The 22350-nt window shown below is 70.3% G+C and carries 21 protein-coding genes and 1 pseudogene; 13 read left to right on the top strand and 9 right to left on the bottom strand.

Translation table 11 applies throughout. From position 1 onward, the window contains the following. Window positions 1–5 precede the first annotated feature (5 nt). Entirely contained in the window at window positions 6–2267 is a 2262-nt protein-coding gene (locus JOL79_RS32840; RefSeq protein WP_210159830.1) for a hypothetical protein, read from the top strand. A gap of 69 nt (window positions 2268–2336) precedes the next feature. Here JOL79_RS32840 and JOL79_RS32835 read toward each other — a convergent pair whose 3' ends face one another. Then, window positions 2337–3062: an SDR family oxidoreductase gene (locus JOL79_RS32835; RefSeq protein ID WP_210159829.1), complete on the bottom strand. Its 726-nt coding sequence runs from the start codon at window positions 3060–3062 to the stop codon at window positions 2337–2339. Between the two features lie 104 nt (window positions 3063–3166). Between JOL79_RS32835 and JOL79_RS32830 the strand changes: the two genes are divergently transcribed. The 5 genes from JOL79_RS32830 (at window position 3167) to JOL79_RS32810 (ending at window position 7329) form a co-directional block, all read left to right on the top strand. After that, entirely contained in the window at window positions 3167–4006 is an 840-nt protein-coding gene (locus JOL79_RS32830; protein WP_210159828.1) for a LysR family transcriptional regulator, read from the top strand. A 74-nt stretch (window positions 4007–4080) separates the two neighbouring features. Next, entirely contained in the window at window positions 4081–4776 is a 696-nt protein-coding gene (locus JOL79_RS32825) for a 2-phosphosulfolactate phosphatase (RefSeq protein WP_210159827.1), read from the top strand. 103 nt (window positions 4777–4879) lie between these two features. Beyond that, window positions 4880–5725 carry a metalloregulator ArsR/SmtB family transcription factor gene (locus JOL79_RS32820; protein WP_210159826.1) on the top strand — a complete coding sequence of 282 codons (846 nt, stop codon included), beginning with the start codon at window positions 4880–4882 and terminating at the stop codon, window positions 5723–5725. Beyond that, window positions 5722–6321 carry a dihydrofolate reductase family protein gene (locus JOL79_RS32815; RefSeq protein WP_210159825.1) on the top strand — a complete coding sequence of 200 codons (600 nt, stop codon included), beginning with the start codon at window positions 5722–5724 and terminating at the stop codon, window positions 6319–6321. The genes JOL79_RS32820 and JOL79_RS32815 overlap by 4 nt, the downstream gene beginning before the upstream one ends. 243 nt (window positions 6322–6564) lie before the next feature. After that, window positions 6565–7329 carry an alpha/beta hydrolase family protein gene (locus JOL79_RS32810; protein WP_230985930.1) on the top strand — a complete coding sequence of 255 codons (765 nt, stop codon included), beginning with the start codon at window positions 6565–6567 and terminating at the stop codon, window positions 7327–7329. A gap of 93 nt (window positions 7330–7422) precedes the next feature. Here the strand turns inward: JOL79_RS32810 and JOL79_RS32805 are convergent, their stop codons facing one another. Next, window positions 7423–7740 (bottom strand): helix-turn-helix domain-containing protein, encoded by a 318-nt coding sequence (locus JOL79_RS32805; RefSeq protein WP_210159824.1) that lies wholly within the window; start codon window positions 7738–7740, stop codon window positions 7423–7425. Between the two features lie 53 nt (window positions 7741–7793). On the opposite strand from JOL79_RS32805, the gene map reads away from it, so the two are divergent. Beyond that, window positions 7794–8561 (top strand): type I methionyl aminopeptidase, encoded by a 768-nt coding sequence (gene map, locus JOL79_RS32800; protein WP_210159823.1) that lies wholly within the window; start codon window positions 7794–7796, stop codon window positions 8559–8561. Window positions 8562–8591: 30 nt separating this feature from the next. On the opposite strand, the gene JOL79_RS32795 is transcribed toward map, so the two are convergent. Beyond that, window positions 8592–9209, bottom strand: coding sequence for an LUD domain-containing protein (locus JOL79_RS32795; protein WP_230985929.1), 618 nt, complete (start codon window positions 9207–9209; stop codon window positions 8592–8594). Window positions 9210–9379: 170 nt separating this feature from the next. On the opposite strand from JOL79_RS32795, the gene sigJ reads away from it, so the two are divergent. Beyond that, window positions 9380–10318, top strand: coding sequence for an RNA polymerase sigma factor SigJ (gene sigJ, locus JOL79_RS32790; RefSeq protein ID WP_210159821.1), 939 nt, complete (start codon window positions 9380–9382; stop codon window positions 10316–10318). Window positions 10319–10413: 95 nt separating this feature from the next. On the opposite strand, the gene JOL79_RS32785 is transcribed toward sigJ, so the two are convergent. Both JOL79_RS32785 and JOL79_RS32780 read right to left on the bottom strand, forming a co-directional pair. After that, complete coding sequence (locus JOL79_RS32785; protein ID WP_210159820.1) at window positions 10414–11859, bottom strand: M1 family metallopeptidase; 1446 nt, start codon at window positions 11857–11859, stop codon at window positions 10414–10416. Between the two features lie 229 nt (window positions 11860–12088). After that, window positions 12089–12742, bottom strand: a complete 654-nt coding sequence (locus tag JOL79_RS32780; protein ID WP_210159819.1) for a hypothetical protein — start codon at window positions 12740–12742, stop codon at window positions 12089–12091. Between the two features lie 135 nt (window positions 12743–12877). Between JOL79_RS32780 and JOL79_RS35705 the strand changes: the two genes are divergently transcribed. Both JOL79_RS35705 and JOL79_RS32770 read left to right on the top strand, forming a co-directional pair. Next, entirely contained in the window at window positions 12878–14881 is a 2004-nt protein-coding gene (locus JOL79_RS35705; RefSeq protein WP_210159818.1) for a sensor histidine kinase, read from the top strand. After that, window positions 14872–15519 (top strand): response regulator transcription factor, encoded by a 648-nt coding sequence (locus tag JOL79_RS32770; protein WP_210159817.1) that lies wholly within the window; start codon window positions 14872–14874, stop codon window positions 15517–15519. Before JOL79_RS35705 ends, JOL79_RS32770 begins: the two co-directional genes overlap by 10 nt. An 80-nt stretch (window positions 15520–15599) precedes the next feature. On the opposite strand, the gene JOL79_RS32765 is transcribed toward JOL79_RS32770, so the two are convergent. Beyond that, entirely contained in the window at window positions 15600–16265 is a 666-nt protein-coding gene (locus tag JOL79_RS32765; RefSeq protein WP_210159816.1) for a DUF4097 family beta strand repeat-containing protein, read from the bottom strand. A gap of 237 nt (window positions 16266–16502) precedes the next feature. On the opposite strand from JOL79_RS32765, the gene JOL79_RS35945 reads away from it, so the two are divergent. From JOL79_RS35945 to JOL79_RS32750, 3 genes and pseudogenes are all read left to right on the top strand, one after another. Continuing rightward, window positions 16503–17249 (top strand): helix-turn-helix domain-containing protein, encoded by a 747-nt coding sequence (locus tag JOL79_RS35945; RefSeq protein ID WP_210159842.1) that lies wholly within the window; start codon window positions 16503–16505, stop codon window positions 17247–17249. Between the two features lie 135 nt (window positions 17250–17384). After that, window positions 17385–18107, top strand: a complete 723-nt coding sequence (locus JOL79_RS32755) for a cellulose binding domain-containing protein (protein WP_210159815.1) — start codon at window positions 17385–17387, stop codon at window positions 18105–18107. Between the two features lie 257 nt (window positions 18108–18364). Further along, window positions 18365–19247: pseudogene (locus tag JOL79_RS32750) on the top strand (IS5 family transposase). A 72-nt stretch (window positions 19248–19319) separates the two neighbouring features. Here JOL79_RS32750 and JOL79_RS32745 read toward each other — a convergent pair. The 3 genes from JOL79_RS32745 to JOL79_RS32735 form a co-directional block, all read right to left on the bottom strand. After that, window positions 19320–20528, bottom strand: coding sequence for an RNA polymerase sigma factor (locus tag JOL79_RS32745; protein WP_210159814.1), 1209 nt, complete (start codon window positions 20526–20528; stop codon window positions 19320–19322). After that, the gene (locus tag JOL79_RS32740; RefSeq protein ID WP_210159813.1) at window positions 20518–20862 is read right to left on the bottom strand and encodes a YciI family protein; all 345 of its coding nucleotides are present in this window, start codon (window positions 20860–20862) and stop codon (window positions 20518–20520) included. The genes JOL79_RS32745 and JOL79_RS32740 overlap by 11 nt, the downstream gene beginning before the upstream one ends. 99 nt (window positions 20863–20961) lie before the next feature. Continuing rightward, window positions 20962–22350 (bottom strand): helix-turn-helix domain-containing protein (locus tag JOL79_RS32735; RefSeq protein WP_210159812.1); only part of this gene is annotated, 1389 nt, incomplete at its 5' end.

The raw sequence follows: 22350 nt of genomic DNA, 5'->3' as shown, positions 1-22350 counted from the left end.
CCGGGATGAACACGCCAGGAGTCTCGGCCGACGAGCCGGGCCCCCGCGTCGGAGCGGCCGACGGGAGCGAGCCGCTGCTGCCGGACTCGCAGCTGGGCCCGCCCTGGTGGGCGCCCGCGCCGGAGCTCGTGCCCGCCTCCGAGGGCACGTTCCGGTTCCTGTTCCGTGTCACCGGTCACGACGACGAGGGATCGCCGGTCCTCAGCGCGACGGTCACCGCCGTGTTGCGCTTCCCCCCGCCGCCCGCCGGTGCCCAGACCGTCCCGTGGACGGACGTGAGCGTAAGGCTGCGCATCCCGTTCGTGGACGCCGACACCGGCCGGCCGAGCTCCACCGAGCTCCCGGTCGACGTGGACCGGCGCGATGACGTCGTCCGCTGCCGGGCCGAGATCAGCGGGGCCGTGGCCAGGGCCGCGTACGGCGCGCTGAGCACGCCGGGCTTCCAGCCGGCCGACGGGGCGGGGCTGGTCGTCAGCACGAGCTTCGTCGGCGTGCAGGAGACGTTCGCCGCGTGGGCCACCTCGGTCGTGGACCACGACGGGCCGGGCCGACTGGACGCGGGCCGTCTGGAGGTCGTGCCGATCCGGGGATGGCCGTTCGAGGAGCCGCTCCGCGAGGAGCACCCGATCCCCGAGGAGCATCCGAACTGGTCGGACGTGGTGACCACCGAGGTTCGCATCCCGGGCGAGCTCACGACCTCCGGGCGGGGCGCCGTCCGGCTGACCCAGGTGTCGCCGGGCTTCACGGAGTCGGCGCTCACGGACACATCCGCGGTGGAGGCTTCGCTCGCGGACTCGGCGATGGTGGAGCCGGTCTTCCTGGCGGCGCCGGCGGAGGACCTGTCGGCCCAGCTGACCATCGCCCGGGTGCCGCTCCCCCTGCCGGACGCCGGCCGGCGCCTGCTGCTCCGCGACGACCTCCGCGGACGGCGCGGCGAAATCCTCACCGGGACGAGCGGATCGGGCGGGCTCGACCCCGACGGGTTCGCCACGGACCCCCCGTCGTTCACCGTCGACATGGGCGTGTCCGTGACCCGCTCGCACCGCCTGCCGCTACTGGTGCCGTGCCGGGACAACCCCGGCCTGTACCGGCAGGACGTCGGGGGCGACGAGCCCGTGATCGTCGGCTGCCAGGACGCCTTCCAGCTCGGCCGCGTCCCGGCCCGGCGGTTCGCGCCGGCCCCGCGCCTGGACCGCGACCACAGGTACTCGGTGTGGGAGTCGCTCCAGCAGCCGGCCACGTACCTCGTCGTGCCGGCCCACTACCGGGTGGCCCGTGACGTGGCCGGCCGCCCCCAGCTGGAGTGGCTGCAGGTGTTCGACGCCACCGTGGACGCGGGTCTCCCGTGCCGGCTGCAGGCCCGGTGCGTGCCCGACCTGTCGGCGGCCGAGCTCACCGAGCTTGAGTCGCTGCTGCGCGCGGACGCCGGGGGGCGCGACGTCCGCGTGCTGCTCCCGACGTCCCCCTCGGTCGGGTCGACCGGGGTGTCGGTGCGGTCGAGCACATTGGAGGGCGGCCTGCACGCCGTCCTGGACGACGACGCGATCCGTCTGGCGCTGCACGTCGACTACGACGACGCTGTCGTGACGGTCACCCAGTTGCGCGGCGGCGAAGCGGTCTCACAGGTCGTCTTCGACACCGGCGACTCCTCCACCTCGATCGCGACCACCGTGCACCTGGACGTGGACGAGCTGACCGGCCCCTACCCGGGCGGGCCGGTACGGGTCACCGCCACCGGGCTGCACAACGACGCCGACACGGCGGCCACGGTGACGGCCCTCTGGGTGCGGCCGGCGGTCGGGGGGTGGGAGCGCGTCCCACTCGACCCGCCGGCACGCGTGCCCGCCCACGGGGACGTCGTGCTGTCCGCCGCCGTCCGGGACGGGGCCGTCGTGCCGGAGGCGCTGCTCGACCCTGCGGACCCCGCCCAGCTGGTCGTCCGCAACGTCTACCTGGAGAACCTGCACACGGCCGTCCTGATCCGGCGGGACGTGGACCTGCGGGCCGCGGGCATCGCCGGCGTGGGACTGGTCTTCGCGGTGTCCGGCATCGAGGTCGCGCGGGCCGTCCTGCCCGCGGACGCGCCCACGCTCGAGGTCACCCTGGTGCAGCCGCTGGTCGCCGACCGTTCGACGTTCGACCGGAAGGTCGCCGTGTCCGTCACGCTCACGCGCGACGACGGGACCATACGGCCGGCGTCCGGCCCGGTGGTCGTGGACCTCGCGGCAGGCGCGATCGTCCGGCTGTCCCGGCTCATGGGGGTGTGACGCGGCGACGGACACACGAGCCCTGGTCACGCGGCCAGGGCTCATCCGTGCGGATCACTGACATTCGGATCACCAAGGCACCTCCCCTGCGTCGTCGAAGAAGCTGCCGGTCGGGCCGTCATCGGGGAGGGTCGCGAGCCGGATCGCGATCGCCGCGCCCTGCTGCGGGGTGCGAACGCCGCGAAAACCGTTGAGGTCGGTCGCGCAGTAGCCGGGGCAGGCGGCGTTGATCAGGATGTTCGTGTCGCGCAGCTCTTTGGCGTACTGGACGGTGACGGAGTTGAGGAACGATTTCGACGGTGCGTAAGCGACGGAAATCGGCCCCGTTTCCGCGCCGGGGGTGGTCTGCAGGGTGAGTGAGCCGACGCTGCTGGACATGTTCACGATCCGTGGCGACCCGGAGCGGCGCAGCAACGGCAGCATCGCGTTGGTGACTCGGATGACGCCGAGCACGTTGGTCTCCACGGCCGCCCGCACCGTCGCGACGTCGACGGTGGTGGGCATCTGTGGCGCGTCGCCGGTGATCGCGGCGTTGTTGACGAGCACGTCGAGGCGTCCGAAGCGGTCCTCGATCAGCCCGGCGGCGGCGGACACGCTCGCGTCGCCGGTCACGTCGAGCGATACGGCGAACGCGTCGACGCCACCCGCCCGCAGCTTCTCCACGGCTGACTCGCGCCGCTCCTCGTTCCGGGCGCCGACCCCGACCTTCCAGCCGAGGGCGCCCAGACCGGCCGCGATCTCATACCCGATGCCCTTGTTCGCGCCGGTCACCAGCGCGATCGTCTGTTCACTCATACGGCTCATCCTGTCCAGGCCCAGCGGGAGACGGCCAACACCGATCGGGTGGGCAGCGATACCGCGCGGGTATCGATCCTGGTAGTGGCCAGTACCATGACGGCGTGGAGACACGAGAGCTGCGCTACTTCGTCGCCGTCGCCGAGGAGCTGCACTTCGGGAGGGCAGCGCAGCGGCTCGGGATCGCGCAGCCTCCGCTGTCGCGGGCGATCCACCAACTCGAACGTCGCCTCGGGGTGGTGCTGCTGGACCGCACCAGTCGCGCGGTCAGCCTGACGGCGGCGGGGTCGGTGCTCCTTCGGGAGGCCCGAGCGGCGCTGGACGCCGTCGAGGCCGCCGAGCGACGCACCCGCCGCGCCGCGACCGGCCACGCCGGCCTGGTCCTCGCCACGAAGGCCGGCGCGTCCAGTGAACTGCTGGCGAAACTGCTCGACGCCTACGCCGCCGAACCCGACGCGGTCGCCGTCGACCTGCTCCTGTGCGGTCCCGCCGAACAGGAACGGCTCCTGCGCGACGGCCGGGCCGACGTGGCTCTGCTGCACCGGCCGTTCGACTCGACGGCCGGGCTCGACACCGAGGAGCTCCGCACGGAGGGACAGGTCGTCATCCTGCCCGCCGGGCATCCCCTCACCGCCCGGACCCACGTTCGGTCGGCCGAGGTCACCGGGCTGGCCGACCTGCCGATGCCGCGCTGGCCCGGCCGAGACGGCACGTACCCGGACGGCCCCGGTCCGGAGGTTCGAAGCCATGCGCAACTGCTCCAGCTGATCGAGCTCGGCCGCGCCTGCTTGATCGCGCCGGAGTCGTCTCGAGCCCGGCTGCGCGACACTCTCGTCGCCGTACCGGTGCTGGACGCACCGACGGTCACGACCGTGATCGCATGGCCACCCCACAGCCGGTCCCGGGCCGTCGCCGGGCTTGTCCGGGCCGCGACACGTCTCTGAAGGCCCCTGACGGCTCGTCAGGATGGCGTCCGGCTCGTCTACCGGGCGGGCCGGGCACGCGCGATCATGCCCGGATGGACACTCGTTTCCTTGCCATCGCCGAGCTGGCCGAAGCCCCGTCCACGGCGGTCGTGGTCGACGTCATGCGTGCCTTCACAGTGGCTGCCTGGGCCTTCGCCCAGGGAGCGGAAAAGATCGTTCTCGCTGGATCGCTGGAGGAGGCCCTGACGCTCAAGGCCCGGCACCCGGACTGGGTGGCGCTCAAGGACGGTCCGCCGGCGGCCGGGTTCGACATCGTCAACTCGCCGGGCCTGCTCCGGTCTGTCGACCTCGGCGGACGGACCGTTGTGCAGAAGACCACGGCGGGGACGGTCGGCGCCCTTGCGGTCAAGGATGCGTGGCTCGTGCTGTGCGCGAGTTTCGTGGTGGCGGAGGCGACGGCTCTGGTCCTGCGGGAACGCGAGTGTGGCAGCGTCACGTTCGTAATCACCGGCGACGACGGACGCGCCGATGAAGATCTGGCGTGCGCTCAATACATCGCCCAGAGGTCCACCGGGTCCGGGGCCGATGCGGCCGAGTTCCTCCGCCGCGCCGGAGAGTCACGCGCCGCCGCCGAGTTGGCGGAGGGTGTGCGCCAAGGAGCCCATCCTGATGACGTCGCACTCTGTCTCGATCTCGACCGGTTCCCCTTCGCCATGGTGGCGGCCTTGGAGGACTCGTTCATGGTCCTCCGCCCGTGCGCCGCGCCCTCGCCGGGCGACGAAGAATAGCCGCGTCGCCGGGACGCGAGGACTACCTGCGGACGCAGATCGCGCACCGATCCGGGAAGGTATTCCTTGACAGGAATATTCTCTATAGAGAATACTTCTCTTCGTGGACGTACTCCTCACCGCGCTGGCCGACCCGGCCCGATGGCGGCTCGTGAATCTGCTGGCCGAACGGCCTCGGCCGGTCGGCGTCCTGGCCCAGCTCGCCGAGGCCCGCCAGCCGCAGACGACCAAACACCTGCAGGCCCTCGAACGCGCCGGTCTCGTCACCTCCCGGCGCATCGGTCAGCGCCGCATCTACGCGCTCCGGTCCGAGCCCCTGCGGGAGCTCGCGGCCGCGCTCAGCGGGCTCGCCGACACCGCCGACCGGGTCGGCGGCCCACGCGAGACCTACGATCGCCACGGGCGCGGCGTGCACGCGGAGCGGCTCGCCGCGAAAGAGCCGGGATGGGCCGACGACCGCTCGTTCGAGTTCCACCGGTCACTGGCGGGGCAGCCCGAGCTGGTCTGGCGCCACCTGACCGACGCCTCCCTGCTCGCCCGCTGGTGGACGCCCGACGACCTGCGTGTCTCCGAGCTCGTGTTCGAGGCGCGCCCGGGCGGGCGGATCGCCCATGAGTACCGTGACGCCGAGGACACCGACGGATCCGGCCAGGTCGCCGGGCGCGCGGAGGGGGTCGTCGACGAGGTGCGTCCCTGCGAACACCTCGCCTACCGCCTCTCCCCGCTGCTTCCCGAGGGTGGCCGCGCCTTCACCGCCCATCTCGACCTCGACCTCAGGCCCACCGGCGCGGGTACGGACCTCGACGTCAACTTCCGCGTCGCCGACAGCACCGTCGAATCCGCGGACTTCATCGCAGGCATCGAGATCGGCTTCGGCCAGAGCCTCGACAAGCTCGCGGCGACCCTTGCCGCGACATCGCACACCACCGAAACAAGGAGCACGCAATGACCGACTCGGCCGGCCGCAGAGTTACCGCGAACCTGAACCTCACCCTCGACGGGCGTTACAACGGTCCCGGCGGTCCCGGCGATTTCGCCGCGTTCGCGCCCTATGTGATCACCGACGTCGCGCGAGACCACATGAACCGCATCTGGGAGAGTGCGACGACGGCGGTGCTCGGCCGGATGAATGCCGAGGGATTCATGGGGTACTGGCCGTCGGTCGCCGAAAACGAGGACGCCGATCCGCGTGACCGCGGATACGCCAGGTGGCTGGTCGACACGGAGAAGGTGGTCTTCTCGACCACCTTGACCGAGGCGCCGTGGGAGCGCACCCGTGTGGTGAACGCTCCCGCCGCCGATGTCGTCGCCGACCTCAAGGCCACCGGCGGGGGCGACATCCTCGTCAACAGCAGCGCCAGCCTCATCAAGCCGCTCCTGTCGGCGGACCTGCTCGACCGGCTGTACCTCATGATTCTCCCGGAGATCGCCGGAGGCGGGCGGCGACTGTTCGACGACGGCCTGCCGGCGACGAAGTGGACCCTCACGCATCAGGAGACCGGCAAGCTGGGCGAGATCGCCATGGTCTACGACCGCGTCCGCTGAGCAGGCCGATCAGCGCCTTGACCGCCCCCGCCTCCACGCCGCTGTGATCACGTGTTGGGAAAAGGGTTGGGCGGCGTCGCGGCCGGACTGGTAATTTGCAACCGACCGCGACGCCGTACGAGGAGGTGAGACCCATGATCGCTGTATCCATGTGGGTGCTCCCCCTCTCGTCACGGTCGGGCGATTGACGTAGGTATCGCCGGGAGTGCCTCGCCGACAAGGCACTCCCGAAAGGCAATACCTATGCACTCTCTGCAGTTCACCGCCGAGTCGCCGTCGAACGGCATGATCGAACGCGACTTCACCGTCGGTCACGTCCCCGGAGTTCTCTGGTCGCCGGCTTCCGGCGTCGTACGCGCGCCCCTGATCCTGATGGGCCACGGTGGCGGAACGCACAAGAAGGCACCGGCGATGGCCGGCCGCGCGCACCGCCTGGTGACCGGCTGCGGTTTCCACGTCGCCGTCATCGACGCACCCGGCCACGGCGACCGGCCGCGCACGGCGCACGACGAGCAGGAGATCGCCGCGCTGTTCGAGGCGAGGGCGGCGGGCGAGCCGGAAGGCCCGATCGTCGTGCGCTACAACGCGCATCTGGCGGAGATCGCCGTGCCCGAGTGGCAGGCGACCCTGGACGCCCTCCAGGAACTTCCGGAGATCGGCACCGACGGACCGGTCGGCTACTTCGGCATCAACATGGGCACGGCGATCGGAGTACCGCTGGCGGCGGTCGAACCCAGGATCACCGCTGCGGTCTTCGGTCAGCACTGGCCCGATGTCCTGGCCGAGAAGGCGAAGCAGGTCACCATCCCGATCGAGTTCGTGCTCCAGTGGAACGACGAGCACATCCCGCGTGAGTCCGGTCTCGCGCTGTTCGACGCCTTCGCCTCGGAGGAGAAGACGTTGCACGCCAACGCGGGCAAGCACAAGGAGCTGCCCAGGTTCGAGACCGACAGCGCGGTCCGGTTCTTCGCCCGGCACTTCGGCCGGGCGATCACCTCGCTGATCTGACCTGAGCGGTCGCGGCGTCCGGTTTGCCGGCCGGGCGCCGTCCGCGCCTATGGCCCAGCGGTGAACCCGCTGACCGGCCGTCCCGCCGGACCGTCATCCTGCGGCTCTGCGCGCGCCGTCTGCCGTGGTGTTCGCGACGGCTTCGCCCGTGGCTTCGGCGGCCGTTTCCGACGGGCTGACCTGAGCCAGCAGTCCGTCGAGCGACAGATCCAGAACCCCGGCGACGGCGACGACCGTGAAGAAGGCCGGCGTTGGGATGCGGCCCCTCTCGATCTTTCGCAGCGTCTCGGGAGAGATCCCGGCCCGGAGTGCCACGTCGGTGATGCTGCGTGCACCCCTGGCCTCACGGAGCAGGTCGCCCAGCCGTTCCCCGCGCAGGCGGTCGGCGATCGACAACGGTTCGCGTACCATGAACCCAATACTAATACCGGTATAGTTATTGGAATCCAGAAGGAGGACAGGAGTTGATCGAGCTCAAAACCGCCGGCGAGATCGAGGTGATGCGTGCGGCCGGCCGTGTCGTGGCGGCGGTGCACACGCAGGTCCGCTCACACGCGACCCCTGGGGTTTCGCTGCGCGAGCTCGACGAGCTGGCCCGCCAGATCATGCACGAGGCAGGGGCCGGATCGTCCTTTCTCGGCTATCACCCGGCGTTCGGTGCCACTCCCTACCCCGGCGTGATCTGCACCTCGGTGAACGAGGTCATGCTGCACGGCCTGCCCACCGGCTACCGGCTCCGTGACGGCGACCTGCTGAGCGTCGACTGCGGCGCTCACATCGACGGCTGGCATGCCGACGCCGCCGTCAGCTTCTGCGTCGGCCGGGCCCGCCAGGGCGACGACGAGCTGATCGCGACGGCCGAGCGCATGCTGGCCGCCGGGATCAAGCAGGCCGTGCCGGGCGCGCGGCTGGGCGACATCGGCCACGCCATGTCCCGCATCGGCCGCGCGGCCGGTTACGGCATGCAGAACGACTTCGCCGGCCACGGAGTCGGGCGGGCCATGCACGAGGACCCGTGGGTGCCCAACGAGGGCCGTCAAGGGCACGGCCTGAGGCTCCGCCCGGGCCTGGTCATCGCCATCGAGCCCAGCCTGATGGCCGGAGGCGGGGACGACTACGCGATGGCCGAGGACGGCTGGTCCCTGTGCAGCGGAGACGGCAGCCGTACGGTCCACGTCGAGCACTCAGTGGCCGTCACCGACGACGGACCGGTCATCCTGACCCTCCCCTGACACCCGATGAGACAGGCGAATGCCGGTGGTTCAGAATCCGATGGCTTCGCGGAGCAGCAGGACGGTGCCGCGCCCGGGGTGGGGTTCCGCGTTGAGGATGAGAAGGCGGTTGACGGCACTGGGCTGCCCGTAGACCTGCATGGCCCGCTCGTTTTCCAGCGGAAGGCAGTGGTCTTCGAGGCGCCGCAGCGCGGTGTCCAGGTCGGGTACCACCTTCTGTGCTCCGACGATCCAGATCGCGTGGGCCGCGGCGCCCGAGTATCCGGCCAGCTGGCTTCCGCTGGCCGAGGCGGCGACGAGGGAGCCGGTCTCGGTGACGGCGGCGACGCTGCCCACGATGACGTCGGGGCAGGCGACCATCCGCCAGATGTCGGCCAACTGGGTGGCGCGGTCCATGGTCGTGCTGCGTGCCTTGACGGACGCGTATCTCCCGCTGCCGTTGATGTCCTCATCGATGCCGGACAGGCGGAGGGTCTCGCTGGCCCCGGTGAACACGCTGGCGCCCTCGGGTATCAGCTCTCTGACGCGGGTACGCGCGGCGGCGGCGTCGTCGAGGATTTCCACGGTGAAACCGTGTGCGGTCAGCGCGGCGGCCGCCCGCTCCAGTCGCTGCGCGGACGCCGGGTCGGCGAACGGTGTCGCCGGCATTGAGGTAGTCATGAGGTCGCTGAACTTCCTGTTCGCTGGATGATGTGTTCGTCCCAGCGGTTCGACAACACAGCCCTCCGGAATGTGAGGCGACGCACCGGCCTCACATTTCTGGTGCGTGTCCTGTCGAGTTAGTGAGGGCAGATGCGACCAAGGGAGCCGTCGGCACCATGACCACCCGATCCCGGCCAGACCACGGCCGGCCCGATCCCGGCCCAGACGCGATCATGAGCGAGCGGCGCCACCTGATCAATGTCGCCTACCGGCTTCTGGGCTCCCTGGCCGAGGCCGAGGACGCCGTCCAGGAGACCTACGCCCGCTGGTACGCCATGTCCCCGCAGCAGCAGGACGCCATCGACTCCCCCGGCGCCTGGCTGACGACCGTCGCCAGCCGCATCTGCCTCAACCTGCTCGGCTCAGCCCGGGTCCGGAGAGAGACCTACGTGGGCGAATGGATCCCCGAGCCGCTGCCCGAACGTACGGAGTGGAGCACCGGACGGACGGGCGCCTCCACGGTCGACCCGGCCGACCGGGTCACGCTTGATGAGTCGGTCAACCTGGCCTTCCTGGTCGTGCTCGAATCGATGACCCCGGCTGAGCGTGTCGCGTTCATCCTGCACGACGTCTTCTGCCACTCCTTCGCCGAAGTGGCCGAGATCGTCGGCCGTACGCCGGCGGCATGCCGCCAGCTGGCCTCCTCCGCCCGCCGCCGCATTCGCGAATCGCGAGGTCCCGCGAGCCCGGGAGCCCACCATGCCGGCATCGTCAGGGACTTCAAACAGGCATGGGAGGCCAAGGACATCGACGCCCTGATCGGCCTGCTCGACCCCGACGCCACGGCGATCGCCGACGGCGGCGGCCTCGCCACGACCTTCCTGCGCCCCATCGAAGGCGGCGAGCAGATCGCGCGCGCCTGGGTCGAACTCGCCGACCGGAGGCCCGGCGACATGACGGTCCTGGAACGTACGGTCAACGGTCAGCCAGGCCTGGTGGTCGTGCAGGACGGCGTCACCTTGACGGTGTTCGCGTTCGAGGTCGCGGGCGACCGGATCAAGCACATCTGGGTAGTACGTAACCCCGAGAAGCTCCGCCTCTGGACGACGGGCTGAAGCGCGTCCCATACCGATGAGTTCGCTCCCGGCCGCAACCCGGCAGCGGGACGCCTTGGGGGCGCCCGGTCACCGCACCATGGTGGCGTGTGCGGTCACGTGGCGGCCGGCGTTGGCGGGGTCTTGGCTCCGTAGATCCAGCTGCGGACGTAGGCGGTCAGGTCGCGATGGGAGACGCCGTTGGCCACGTCGATGAAGTCCTGGGTCGAGGCCGCCTTATTGCGGTACTTCTCGAAGAACGTCCGCTCGATTGCCCGGAAGGTGGCGTCCCCGACCTTCAGCCGGAGCCCGTACAGCATGAGGAAGCCCGGGGCGTTGGTGCTTCCGAGAACGTCGAGGGGGTCCTTCAGCCGTCCGGGAGGACCGGTCGTCCCACGCGTGTCCTCGTCGTACATATAGGCGCGCTTGACCGCATCGGCGAGTTTCTCGAAGCCCTTCTCGTCCTTGTAGAGGAAGGTGTAGTAGGAGGCGTGGCCCTCGCTGATCCACATGTCGTCCCACGTCTTCTCCGAGACGGCGTTCCCGAAGTACTGGTGGACCAGTTCGTGGACGAGGGTGGGCGTCTCTTCCGGCTTGGTCAGTCCCGCCTCGGCGGCGAACGTCGACAGGCCCGCGGCCTCGAACGCCGCGCTGTAGCCGCCTTTCAGGCCGAGCACCCCGTAGGCCTCGAAGGGGTACCTGGCACCGATCTTCTTCTCGACCCAGGCGACCTGCGACGGAATGAGCCCGACGGACCGCTTCGCCTTGGCGTAGAAGGCGGGCGTGATGAAGCTGGTCAGCGGGAGACCGTGGGGCCCGGTCTGCCGGACCTGGCGGAAGCGGCCCACGGCCACCTGAACCACCTGGGTCGGGATGGGGTCGCGGGTGCCGTACACGTACGTCGTCCGGCCTCCCGACGTACTGCGGGAACGCAGCGTGCCGTTGGCGGCGACCTGCAGGTCCTTCGGCACGGTGACCCGGAAGGTGACCCTGGCCTTGTCTGAGGGGTGGTCGTTCATCGGGAAGAAAAGATGCGCCCTGTCCGGCTGGCCGAAGAGCGCGAACCCGTCGTCCTTGTTGTACCAGTGTTCGAAATGCACGGGGGCGCCGGGGGAGGCGGGCGAGGGAGGATTGGCGGTCCGATCGGCCGTATAGGTGATGGCGACCTGGAAGCGTGCGCCCTTCCGCACCCAGTGCTCTGGCGTGATGACCAGTTTCTCACCGCGCGTCGTGAAGCCGGCGGGCCGTCCGTCCACCCGAACTGTGTGGATCTTCTGGCCCGCGCTGTCGAGGCTGAAGCGCGACAGCGCCTGGAGCGCCGACGCCGTGATCTGTACGGCGGAGGTCATCTTCATCGTGCCGGGCCGATAGTCGAAGGCCACGTCGTACGACGCGACGTCGTAGCCGCCGTTGCCGAGATAGGGGAAGAGGCGGTCGCCGGCGCTCTCCGCTCCCGGTTTGGGATCGCCCCCCGCCGCGGCGACGCCTCCCGTGGACAGCACGGTGACGGCCGTGGCCGCCACTGCGGCCGCCATCGTCCACGCTCGGGTTTTCTTAAGCACAGCGTCTCCCTTTCCGCCGGCCGCCCTGGCGGACGCGCCGGCATTCCACACGAGCGGGAGCGATTCGCTCCTCGCCCGGCGACCACTGTGGAATGCGCCTGCGTCGGCTCTGTATCCGTGCCGCAGCCGCTGGAGAGCGATCGGCGCGCGATCGGCCCGCCACGCGATGGGCCCCTACCGCGCCTCCGGGGTGACCGCGTGCGGAGTGTGCTCTGGGGTCATCTGCGGGTCATCTGCGGGTCGTCGCCATCACGCCGACGGCGGCGGCCCATACGCCGATCAGCGACCCGAGCGGGAACAGGGGGTCGAACCGGTCGGTGAACGCGATGGTGGCGGAGGCGAGCGCGAAGGCCAGCCCGCCGGCCAGGCCGATGATGAGCGTGATGCGGTTGCCGACCGTCCGGGTGAGGCCGCCGGCCACGGCGAGGAACACGATGCTCAGCGCCCAGAGCGTGTCGGTGATCGTCTCGTTCCACGTCTGGATCGTGGAGATGGTCGTCGGCTGACCCGCAGCGAGGGAATCGGCCTCCAGCGCGGCGAACAGGTGCGCGGCCATACCGACGGTGGCGAGGGCGCCGATGCCGGCGACGACCTTGGTCGCCGTGGCCATGCTCTCGCCGAGGTCGCCGCGGCGCGAGATCGCGAAGATCCCGGCGGCGAACAGGCCCATCGAGAGCAGCAGCAGTGAATGGGAGGGATACCAGCTCGGCTGCACGAGCATCTCGTGCAACTGCTGGACCTTGTTGCCCTCGCCGCTGTCGCCCGGATGGGTGGCGCCGCCGGCGATGAAGGTGATGCCGCCGAGCACCAGGCAGATGCCGCTGACCCGGTTGAGCCGCGAGATGGTGGAAGGGCGCGTCATGTCCTGCGCCGACGTGCTCATGGCTGCCTCCTCGTGGATGCCGATGACGGGGTCAACGGTGGCCGACAGGCGTCCTTCGCGGATGCGTGCACGCCCTGCTTCTCCGCAGGGAAAACCCTCATTCGCAGGGGCTGGTCGCTGTGCCACCATTCCGGTGTGGCCACAGCGGCGAACGCGTACGACGAGGCCCCGCCGGCAGCCCGCGAGGCAGGTCTCGGCCTGGTGGCGCTGGTGGTTGCCGCGCTCGTCAGCTACGGGTGGTATCTCGGATTCCACCTCGCGAACGCCCACAACGGGCTGATCGCGGCGTCGTGGACAGCGGTCGGGCTCTACGTCGTCCGGATGCGGCCCCGGCACCGGGAGGGCTGGCTGTTCGTGGCCACCGGTGTGGGGCACGCCGTGATGTTCTTCGGCCGGCAGTACGGCCTGCACACAGGTCCGCTGCCGGCGGCGTCATGGCTGGGGTGGATCGGCGTCTGGCCACTGCCTCTGGCGATCGCGGCGTTCGGCTGGACGCTGATGGCGTTCCCCGACGGCAGGCTGCTGTCCCGCAGATGGCTCGGTCTCGCATGGGGCATGGTCGCGGTGGCGGGCGTGATGGCGGCGGTCTCCGCGTTGTGGCCCGCGGATTACGACCGGACCGGTCTGGTCGCGCCCCACCCGTTCGATCTGCCGGGGGCTGTGACGGCTGCCCGGGTGTGGGAGTACGCGCAGTTCAGCTACCTGCTCTTCCAGGCGCTCGGGACGGTCGCGATCGTGGTACGCCTGCGGCGTGCCGGCGGCGACGAGGCGCGCCGGATGCGGTGGCTGGTGTTCGCGGTCGTGATGGACATCCTGATCCTGGCGGCCGGGTTGGTGATCTTCGGTAGCCCGGTGCCGGGGTTGCTCGCCTTGCCGCTCGTTCCGGTCGCCGCCGCGTTCGGGATCTTGAGGCACCGGCTCTATGACATCGATCCGGTCATCAACAAGACCATCGTCGTCGGATCGATGCTGCTGCTCGTCACCGCCGGCTACGTCGCGCTCGTGGTCGGCGTCGGCGGGCTGGTGCCGGTGGAGGAACGGTGGCGGTCGCTTCTCGCGACCGCCGTCGTCGCAGTCGTGTTCGAGCCGTTGCGGCGGCGTGCCCAGCGTCTGGCCGACCGCCTCGTCTACGGGCCGCGGGCGACGCCGTACGAGGCACTGTCCCGGTTGTCCGCTCAGCTCACCGCCGCACCTGAGGAGCTGCTGGACGGGATTGCCGCGACGGTCGCGAGCGCGCTCGGCGCGAGGGAGGTGGTCGTCTGGGTCGGCGACGAGGCATGCATGGCTCCGCGGGCGGGCTGGCCTCAGCCCGTGGGCCGGACCGATCCGGCGCCCCTGAGCGGCCTGCATCACGGGCCGCGCTGGCATGTGCGGCCAATCGTCGATCAGGGCACTGCCCGTGGCGCCATCGCCGTACGCAAACCGCCCGGTGAGCCCCTGACCGCGGCTGAGGAGCGGCTGCTGCAGGACCTGGTCGCGCAGACCGGCCTGGTGATCGTCCAGCAGGAGCAGGCTCAGCAGTTGCAGGCGGCCGCGCGGCGCATCGTCTCCGCGGAGGACGCGGCCCGGCGGCGCCTGGAGCGTGACCTCCACGATGGCGTGCAACTCAGGCTGGTGACGCTGGGGCTGGAGCTGGGCGCCCTCGCCGAGCAGGCGAAGGCGTCCGGCGACGGCCTCCTCGCGTCCAGGGCCAAAGACGCTCGCGCCCAGCTGCTGGAGGCCACGGCGGATCTGCGCGAGCTGGCCCGCGGCCTGCATCCCATCGTGCTCGCGCAGGACGGTTTGGAAGCCGCGCTTGCTGCAGTGGCGGACAGGTCCGCCATCCCCGTACGGCTGCGGGTGAGCGTCGGGAGCAGACTGCCACGCGAGATCGAGGCCACGGCGTACTTCCTGGTCAGCGAGTCGATCACGAACGCGGCGCGGCACTCGGCGGCGAGCGTGGTGACCGTCGACGTCACCACCGATGACGGCGGGTTGCGGATCGTGGTGGCCGACGACGGCCGCGGCGGTGCACGGCTCACGGCGGGAAGCGGGCTGCAGGGTCTCGCGGACCGGGTCGCGGCGCTGGGAGCCAGGCTCGAACTCGACAGCCCCGCCGGGAGCGGGACGCGGCTCAGGACGGTGCTGCCATGCGGGTGATCGTCGCCGACGACGCGCTGCTGTTCCGCGAGGGGATGACGCGCATCCTCACCGAGATGGGTTTCGAGGTGATCGGCCAGGCACGCCACGGGGTCGAGCTGGTCAGCCTGGTCCGCCGGGATCCGCCCGCCGTGGTCATCACCGACCTGCGGATGCCGCCGGGCTTCGCCGACGAAGGCATCGAGGCCGCCACCGAGATCCGGTCCTTCGCCCCTCAGGTGGGACTCATGCTGCTGTCGCAGCACGTCGAGGTGCACCACGCACTACGTCTCATGAACGAGTTCGACGGCGGGGTCGGCTACCTCCTCAAGGACCGGGTGTCGGACCTCGGAGCGTTCGCCGTCGACATCCGCCGGATCGCGGCCGGCGAGGTGGTCATCGACCCGGAGCTGGTGTCACGGCTGGTCGGCCGCCGCCGGGAACACGACTCCCTCGCCGCCCTCACCGATCGGGAGCGCGAGGTTCTGGCGCTGATGGCCCAGGGTCTGACGAACGCGGCACTGGCCAAGGAGCTCTTCGTCAGCCCGAAGACCATCGAGGGCTACGTGCGCAGTGTCTTCACCAAACTCGGTCTGGCACCGGGCGAGCGGGAGCACCGGCGCGTGCTGGCGGTGTTGCAGTTTCTCCGCAAGCACTGACCCATGTCTCCAGCGGCCGGCCGCGGTCGCGGCCGGCGCTCATCCGTTCCTGCTCGTCGCTTAAGGCGTCTTGTCTCCCTTCAGTGGCTGCGGGCGGTGATGTCGCCGTGGGAGGTGGTGGCGCGGATGTCGAGTCCGGCGGTGCCATCGTTCTTGAGGGCGTTGCTGACGCGGCCGTAGCCGGTGCCGGCGTCCAGGACGGCCGAGACGCCGGCGGCGGCGGTGACCGAGATGTCGCCGGACTGGGTGCTGAGCACGACCGTGCCGCGCACGGCCTCGGCGATCCGGATGTCGCCCCTTGCGGTGCTGATCTCCGCGGGACCGTTGAGCCGCCCGACCTCGACGTCGCCATCGATCGCGGTGAGGCGGACGCTCGCGGCCTCGTCGATCTTGATTTGGCGGTACGCGCCTTCGAAGGCGACGTCGCCGAGGCGGCCGACGCCGCGGAGCTCGGAGCCGGCGGCCTTGGCCTCGACACGGGAGCCGGCGGGCAGCTGGACGGTGACCTCCAGGGATCCGGAGGGACCGAAGAGCTGGTTTCCGGACTCGCGGGTCTGGATCCGCAGGACGCCCTCGGCGTAGGAGACGGTGGTGTGCTCGGCGGTCTGGACGTCGCGGCTCTTGGAGGGGTTGGCGGGCAGGACCTCGACGGTGGTGTCCGCGCGGTCGGCGGCGATGAACTGAACGCGTCCGGCGGGGATGTCCAGGACGGCGGAGATCGGGGCGGGGGTGTCGAACTTCTGCATCGTGCTCTCCGGTACTCACTCGTTGTTTCCGATGTGGGAAACGCTACGTTGCTTTCCATGAGATGGCAACATAGTTGTTGCATCCAAACTACATATGCACAGGCAGATGCCAGGAAATCGTTGCAATGGTTGTAGGGCTAACGCAACATCCATGACCGAGTCCGTTGCAATGAAGGAGAAGTGAACGCTATCGTGGGAGATCGCGGACCACCACGCAGGATCACCGAGGAGATCGCGATGCCGGGAGGCAGGCTCACCCAGCAGGAACGCCAGCAGATCGCGCTGGGGCTGGCCGACAGCCTCCCCTACGCCGAGATCGCCCGGCGCCTCGACCGGCCGACATCGACGATCACGCGTGAGGTGATGCGCAACGGCGGCCCCACCGCCTACCGCGCCGACTTGGCGCACCGCGCCACCGAGCGTCGCGCGCACCGGCGCAGTCCCGTCTCCTCCCGAGGGCCGGAGTCGCTCCCCCAGTCACACGGACGCGACGCCGAGGCCGTGGCCGAATACGAGGAGACACTCACCACCGTCCTCATGGGCTCGGGCCTGCCCAAGATGACGGCCCGGGTGCTGACATGCCTGTTCACCACCGACGCGGGCAGCCTCACCGCGTCGCAACTCGCCCAGCGCCTTCAGGTCAGCCCGGCGTCCATCTCCAAGGCGATCACCTTCCTGGAGAGCCAGAGCCTCGTCCGCCGGGAACGCGACGAACGCCGCCGCGACCGCTACGTCGTCGACGACGAACTCTTCTACCAGGCCACGATCGCCAGTGCCCGAGCCAACGACCAGCTCGTCGAGACCGCGCGGCGGGGCGTCGCCGTCCTCGGCCCCCACACCCCCGCCGCCACCCGCCTGGAGAACATCGCCCGCTTCCTCGACTTCATCAGCGAAAGCATCACCCGCGCCGCCGAACAGGCCCGCGAAGTGCTCCACGTCACACCAGCGACGACCTCGGCCGAGCCGCAGGTGGGCGATTTCTGAAAGATTCAGCCTTCCTTGACACCAGCAAGGTCACCGTTGACGATGCGGCTGCCGGAGTCCCCGTGCGATGTCGGCCCGAGCCGACACCGTCCCGCGTGCGTTGAGAGGTACGTAGCCGTGGCTTGGACAAGACGGATGACCTTGGGCCTGAGCACGATCGTCGGCCTGTTGACCATGCTCGCCACATCGGCAATCGCCGGCGGCACTGCGGTGGCTGCCGCCCAATCGGCCGGGTGCGCCGCCACCGCGCGCGTCGACGCAGAGTACGCCGGGGGAAGCATCGTGACCGTCACGATCACCAACACCGCCGCCACCTCCGCGACCAGGTGGACGGCGAACGTGACCCTTGCCGGCGGCCAGTCGGTGACGTCCGCGTGGAACGCCGTCATCGCTACGACCCGGACCACTTCTGCCACCTACGTCACCGCGGTGAACGAGGCTTACAACGGACAACTCGCCCCAGGGGCCTCGACCACCTTCGGGATGCAGGTCACCGGCACTGGACCGACCCCGACGGCGAACTGCACCAACGACACCATCACCGGGGAACCGAGCGTCACGCTCACCGAGGCCGACAACGGCAAGACGATCACCGTCCGCGTGGGGCAGACCCTCGGCCTCTCCCTCCCCGCGGCCTACCGCCCGGCCGCCGTCAGTGGACCGGCTCTGGTGAAAGCCTTGACCCGCGGCGGATACCCGACCGATCAGCCGCTGTTCGAGGTGTACCGCACCGGTACCGTCGGTTCCGCCGACGTGAGCACCGTGACGGACTACGCCTGCCTGCACACCACGCCCCGGTGTGCGCTTCCGCAGAAGTTGTGGCAGGTACACGTCGACGTCGTCGGCATCGGCGGCTGAACACCCGTCCACCAGGCCGGGTTGACAGGTGACGCGTGAGCTCACCGGGAATCTGGCCGCACCCCAGCCTGACGGCCCAACCGGCATCTCAATGTGTCACAGGAGCACTAGGGCCCGTATCAAAGTCCGCTGTGGCGGCCCTGCCGCTCTGGAGCTCGTGTGCGCGTAGGAGATCGACAACGAACGAGGTCTCCGGTATGAGGGTTGATCGACCAAGAAAAACCTGAATACCGGAGACCTCGTTGGCCACCTTAGCGGTGACGAGGCGGTTCGACCTGACCGATGCGCAGTGGGCAGTGCTGGAACCGCTGCTACCTGCGCCGAAACGCTCAGGGCGGCCGTCGTCGTTCAGCAAACGGCGGTTGATCGACGGGATCCGCTGGCGGGTACGAAGTAGCGCGCGCCCTGGCGCGACGTGCCCGCCTGCTACGGATCCTGGCCGGCGGTGTATGCCCTGTTCCGGCGCTATCAGCGAGACGGCACCTGGCAGCAGATCCTGACCGCGCTACAGGCCCGGGCGGACGCGGCCGGGCGCATCACTTGGGATGTCAGCGTGGACTCGACGATCGCCCGGGCGCATCAACACGCCGCCGGGGCGCGGAAAAGGGGGATCTTCAGGCCGAGTCGCCGGGTGGCGTGTGCGGTGCCGAGCCGGCCGATCACGGGTTGGGGCGTTCTCGTGGCGGGTGGACCACCAAGCTGCATCTGGCCTGCGAGCAGGGCCAAAAGCCGTTGTCGATCGTGCTGACCGCCGGTCAGCGGGGTGACAGTCCGCAGTTCACCGCGGTCATTGATGGCATCCGGGTTCCGCGTCTGGGCGGTGGGCGTCCCCGTACCCGCCCGGACCGTGTCCTGGCCGACAAGGCCTACACCTCCAAGGCCAACCGCGCCTACCTGCGGCGACGCGGCATCAAGGCCACCATCCCCAGCAAGGCCGACCAGGACGCCAACCGCCGCGCCAAGGGATCCAAAGGCGGACGGCCACCCGCCTTCGACCCCGAGATGTACAAGCGGCGCCACGCGGTGGAGTGCGGCATCAACCGGCTCAAACGCCACCGCGCTGTCGCCATCCGCTACGACAAGCTCGCCGTCCGCTACCAAGCCACCATCCTCATCGCCACGATCAACGAATGGCTCTGATCGACTTCGATACAGGCCCTAGAACAACCCCGCCCTGGCATCTCCCGGTTACGAGAGGCTTTGATACAGGCTCTAGAGGGGCTCCGTCCGGGTGGCGGGCGCGGTCTCGGCCACCCGGTCGGCGAGGAAGCGCTGTTCGGGCTCGGTCCGCGCGAGGTCGAGCGCCTTGCGGTAGGCGTCGTGGGCGTCGCCGCCGCGGCCGGCGCGACGCAGCAGCTCGGCGCGGGTGGAGTGGAAGTATCGATAGTGGCCGAGATCGAGCCGGTCGAGGACGGCCAGGCCGGCTTCCGGCCCGTCGATCTCGGCCACGGCGACGGCCCGGTTCATCTCGACGATCGCGGAGCGGGTCTGCCGGGCGAGCGTCCCGTACAGCGCGGCGATCTGCGGCCAGTCGCGGGGCTGCTGCAGGTGCAGGTCGGCGATGGCCGCTTGCACCAGGTAGGGCCCGGTGCGCCCTCGTGCCATGGCCCGCCGCAGCAGCGCCCGCCCCTCCTCGATCTGCCCTTTGACCCACAGGGTCCGGTCCTGGTCGTCGAGGGGGACGACCCGCCCGTCACGCACGCGGGCCGCCTTGCGCGCGTCGTGCAGCAGCATCAGCGCCAGCAGCGCGAGTGCCTCCGGTTCGTCCGGCATCAGGCCGGCGAGCGCCCGGCCGAGGTGGATCGCTTCGGCGGCGAGGTCGACGCGCCCGCCGCCCCACCCCTGGTTGAAGATCAGGTAGACCACGGCCAGGACGGCCGCCAGCCGGTCGGGCAGTTGGTGATCGGGCGGCACGGCGAACGGGATGCCCGCATGGCGGATCTTGTGTTTGGCCCTGGTCAGCCGCTTGCTCATGGTCTCGAACGGGACGAGGAACGCCAGCGCGATCTCGTCGGTGGACAGGCCGCCGAGGGCGCGCAGGGTGAGCGCCACCTGGGCGTCGAGGGCGAGCGCGGGGTGGCAGCAGGTGAAGATCAGCTCAAGTCGCTCGTCCGGGATGGCGGCGGCGTCGTCCATGAGTGCCTCCGGTGGCTGTGGCCCGGCCTCGATGTCGCGGGCGAGCAGCTTCGTCTTCTCGGTCAGCACCTGCTGGCGGCGCAGGTGGTCGATGGCGCGGTTGCGGGCGGCCGTCACGAGCCAGCCGGTGGGATTCGATGGTTCGCCCTCGCGCGGCCAGCGCTCGGCGGCGATGGCGAAGGCTTCGGCGGCCGCTTCCTCGGCGAGTTCGATGTCGCCGAGGATCCCGACCAGTGTGGCCAGTACGCGTCCCCACTGGTCGCGGAAGACCGCGTCAAGCGCCACGGAGGCGTCCGTTGATGATGGGCCGCACCTCGATCGCGGTGCCGGGTCGAGTCTCCCGGAGCAGTTCCTCGGCTGTGGCGAGCGCTCCGTCGAGGTTGTCGGCCTCGATCAGGATCAGGCCGGCGAGATACTCCTTGCTGTCGATGAACGGCCCGTCGGTCAGCAGCGTCGTTCCTTCGTCGTTGCGCAGTGTCGTCGCCGACTCGTCGGCGTGGAGCCGCGCCCAGCCGGTGACGTCAGGCCGGTCGAGCAGCGCGGCCAGGCCACCCGGAATCGGGCGCGCCGCCCGGTCCGTTTCCTCCGGCGGGCTGTAGGCCAACAACGCGTACTGCATGAGCTCTCCTGTCCCAGATCGGTGCCGTCTCAAGTATCAGACGAACGGCCTCGCCGCGGACGGACGGCGACCGCGGAAAAAGGGGTCGGTCGAGCCGGCTCAGTCGACGTGGCGAAGCTGCGTCCGGGAACTGATCCCGAGCTTGACGAAGATCTTGCGGAGGTGCCATTCGACGGTGCGCGGGCTCACGAAGAGACGGGCCGCGACCTCCGGGTTGGACAGGCCGTCCCGTACGAGCAGGGCGATCTGCTGCTCCTGCGGCGTCAACTCCTCGCGCGGGGCGGCCTCGTTCCTTCGGGTGCGACGGGCGGTCTCCCCCGTGGCGAGAAGCTCGCGCCGGGCACGCTCGGCGAACGCCTCCATCCCGATCGAGACGAACATCTCGTCCGCGGTCCGCAGGTGAGCCCGCGCCTCGGCCCGCCGGCGCTTCCGGCGCAGCCACTCGCCGTACAGCAGGTGAGCGCGCGCCAGTTCGGGCCGCAGGATCGTCCGGCCCAGCCGCTCGACCGCCTCGCGGTGCAGGTGGTCCGCGGCGTCGTCGTCGCTCAGCAACGCCCTGCAGCGGGCCAGAATGCCCTGGGCCCAGTGCGTGTCGCAGGCTGCGGCCGACTCAGCCAGACTCTCAAGCGCCCCGTGGGCTGCCGTGTCGTCTCCGGCGCGCACCGCCGCCTCGACGAGCTCGGGCAGCGCCCACTCGGAGACGATCAGGTTGGCGCTCCGCACGGCGGCCTGGGCCGCCGAGAGCGCCTCCTCATATCGCGCGAGACCGTTGTAGAGGATCGCCGCCGCCCAGTGGGCGGACGCGACGCCGTTCGGCCGGCCGCCGGCATCGGCCTCCTCGACGGCGGCGGTGATCAGCGTGGAGGCCTCGGCCTCATTGCCCCGCAGTGCCGTCAGCAGCAGCTCGGTGTGCTGCGTCATGGGCACCCCCGTCGCCTCCGCGACAGCCCCCGCTTGGGCGACGAGCGTGGCTCCGGCGGCGAAATCACCGCTCAACAAGACCGGCACGCCCAACGCGTGGAGGTAGATGGGCAGCTCGGACAGGGCGCCGGCCGAACGCACCTCCCCGATCAGCCTGGCCGGCATGTCCGCCATGACGCGGTCCTCCCAGAGGAGCGCGGTCAGGCCACCGGCCGCCCAGCCCCATCTCAGGAGGTCCCGCGGGGGAGCGTGGGTCAGCGCGATCATCGCCCTGCGCAGCGCGGGCAGCGCGGCGCGGTGACCGTCGGTGACGAGCAGCGCGTAGGCATCAAGGACAAGATCGAGGGCACGTGGACTCTCCCCCGGCGAGGGAAGCTCCCGCATCGCCCGCGAGATCGCCATGAGACTGTCCCGGCTCGCCGCGCCGTACGACGCGCTGGCCCAGGCGATGAGATACGTCTCCCGGGCGAGGTCCATGTCGAACGGCTCCAGCCGCTGCGCGGCCGTCAGCAGCATCAGCGGCGCCTCGTTGTTGAAGCCGGCCGCGAACGTGATGTGACCGCGAAC

Origin of the sequence: Microbispora oryzae (assembly GCF_017896165.1) — a bacterium.
GTDB classification, from domain to species: domain Bacteria; phylum Actinomycetota; class Actinomycetes; order Streptosporangiales; family Streptosporangiaceae; genus Microbispora; species Microbispora oryzae.
This window is presented reverse-complemented; position numbering and strand designations above follow the sequence as displayed.

Bases quoted from the DNA above. Each gene is read 5' to 3' on its own strand.
- JOL79_RS32840 (WP_210159830.1), top strand. From the start codon at position 6: ATGAACACGCCAGGAGTCTCGGCCGACGAGCCGGGCCCCCGCGTCGGA.
- JOL79_RS32835 (WP_210159829.1), bottom strand. From the start codon at position 3,062: ATGAGTGAACAGACGATCGCGCTGGTGACCGGCGCGAACAAGGGCATC.
- JOL79_RS32825 (WP_210159827.1), top strand. From the start codon at position 4,081: ATGGACACTCGTTTCCTTGCCATCGCCGAGCTGGCCGAAGCCCCGTCC.
- JOL79_RS32815 (WP_210159825.1), top strand. From the start codon at position 5,722: ATGACCGACTCGGCCGGCCGCAGAGTTACCGCGAACCTGAACCTCACC.
- JOL79_RS32810 (WP_230985930.1), top strand. From the start codon at position 6,565: ATGCACTCTCTGCAGTTCACCGCCGAGTCGCCGTCGAACGGCATGATC.
- JOL79_RS32805 (WP_210159824.1), bottom strand. From the start codon at position 7,740: ATGGTACGCGAACCGTTGTCGATCGCCGACCGCCTGCGCGGGGAACGG.
- JOL79_RS32795 (WP_230985929.1), bottom strand. From the start codon at position 9,209: ATGCCGGCGACACCGTTCGCCGACCCGGCGTCCGCGCAGCGACTGGAG.
- sigJ (WP_210159821.1), top strand. From the start codon at position 9,380: ATGACCACCCGATCCCGGCCAGACCACGGCCGGCCCGATCCCGGCCCA.
- JOL79_RS32780 (WP_210159819.1), bottom strand. From the start codon at position 12,742: ATGAGCACGTCGGCGCAGGACATGACGCGCCCTTCCACCATCTCGCGG.
- JOL79_RS32770 (WP_210159817.1), top strand. From the start codon at position 14,872: ATGCGGGTGATCGTCGCCGACGACGCGCTGCTGTTCCGCGAGGGGATG.
- JOL79_RS32765 (WP_210159816.1), bottom strand. From the start codon at position 16,265: ATGCAGAAGTTCGACACCCCCGCCCCGATCTCCGCCGTCCTGGACATC.
- JOL79_RS35945 (WP_210159842.1), top strand. From the start codon at position 16,503: ATGCCGGGAGGCAGGCTCACCCAGCAGGAACGCCAGCAGATCGCGCTG.
- JOL79_RS32755 (WP_210159815.1), top strand. From the start codon at position 17,385: ATGACCTTGGGCCTGAGCACGATCGTCGGCCTGTTGACCATGCTCGCC.
- JOL79_RS32740 (WP_210159813.1), bottom strand. From the start codon at position 20,862: ATGCAGTACGCGTTGTTGGCCTACAGCCCGCCGGAGGAAACGGACCGG.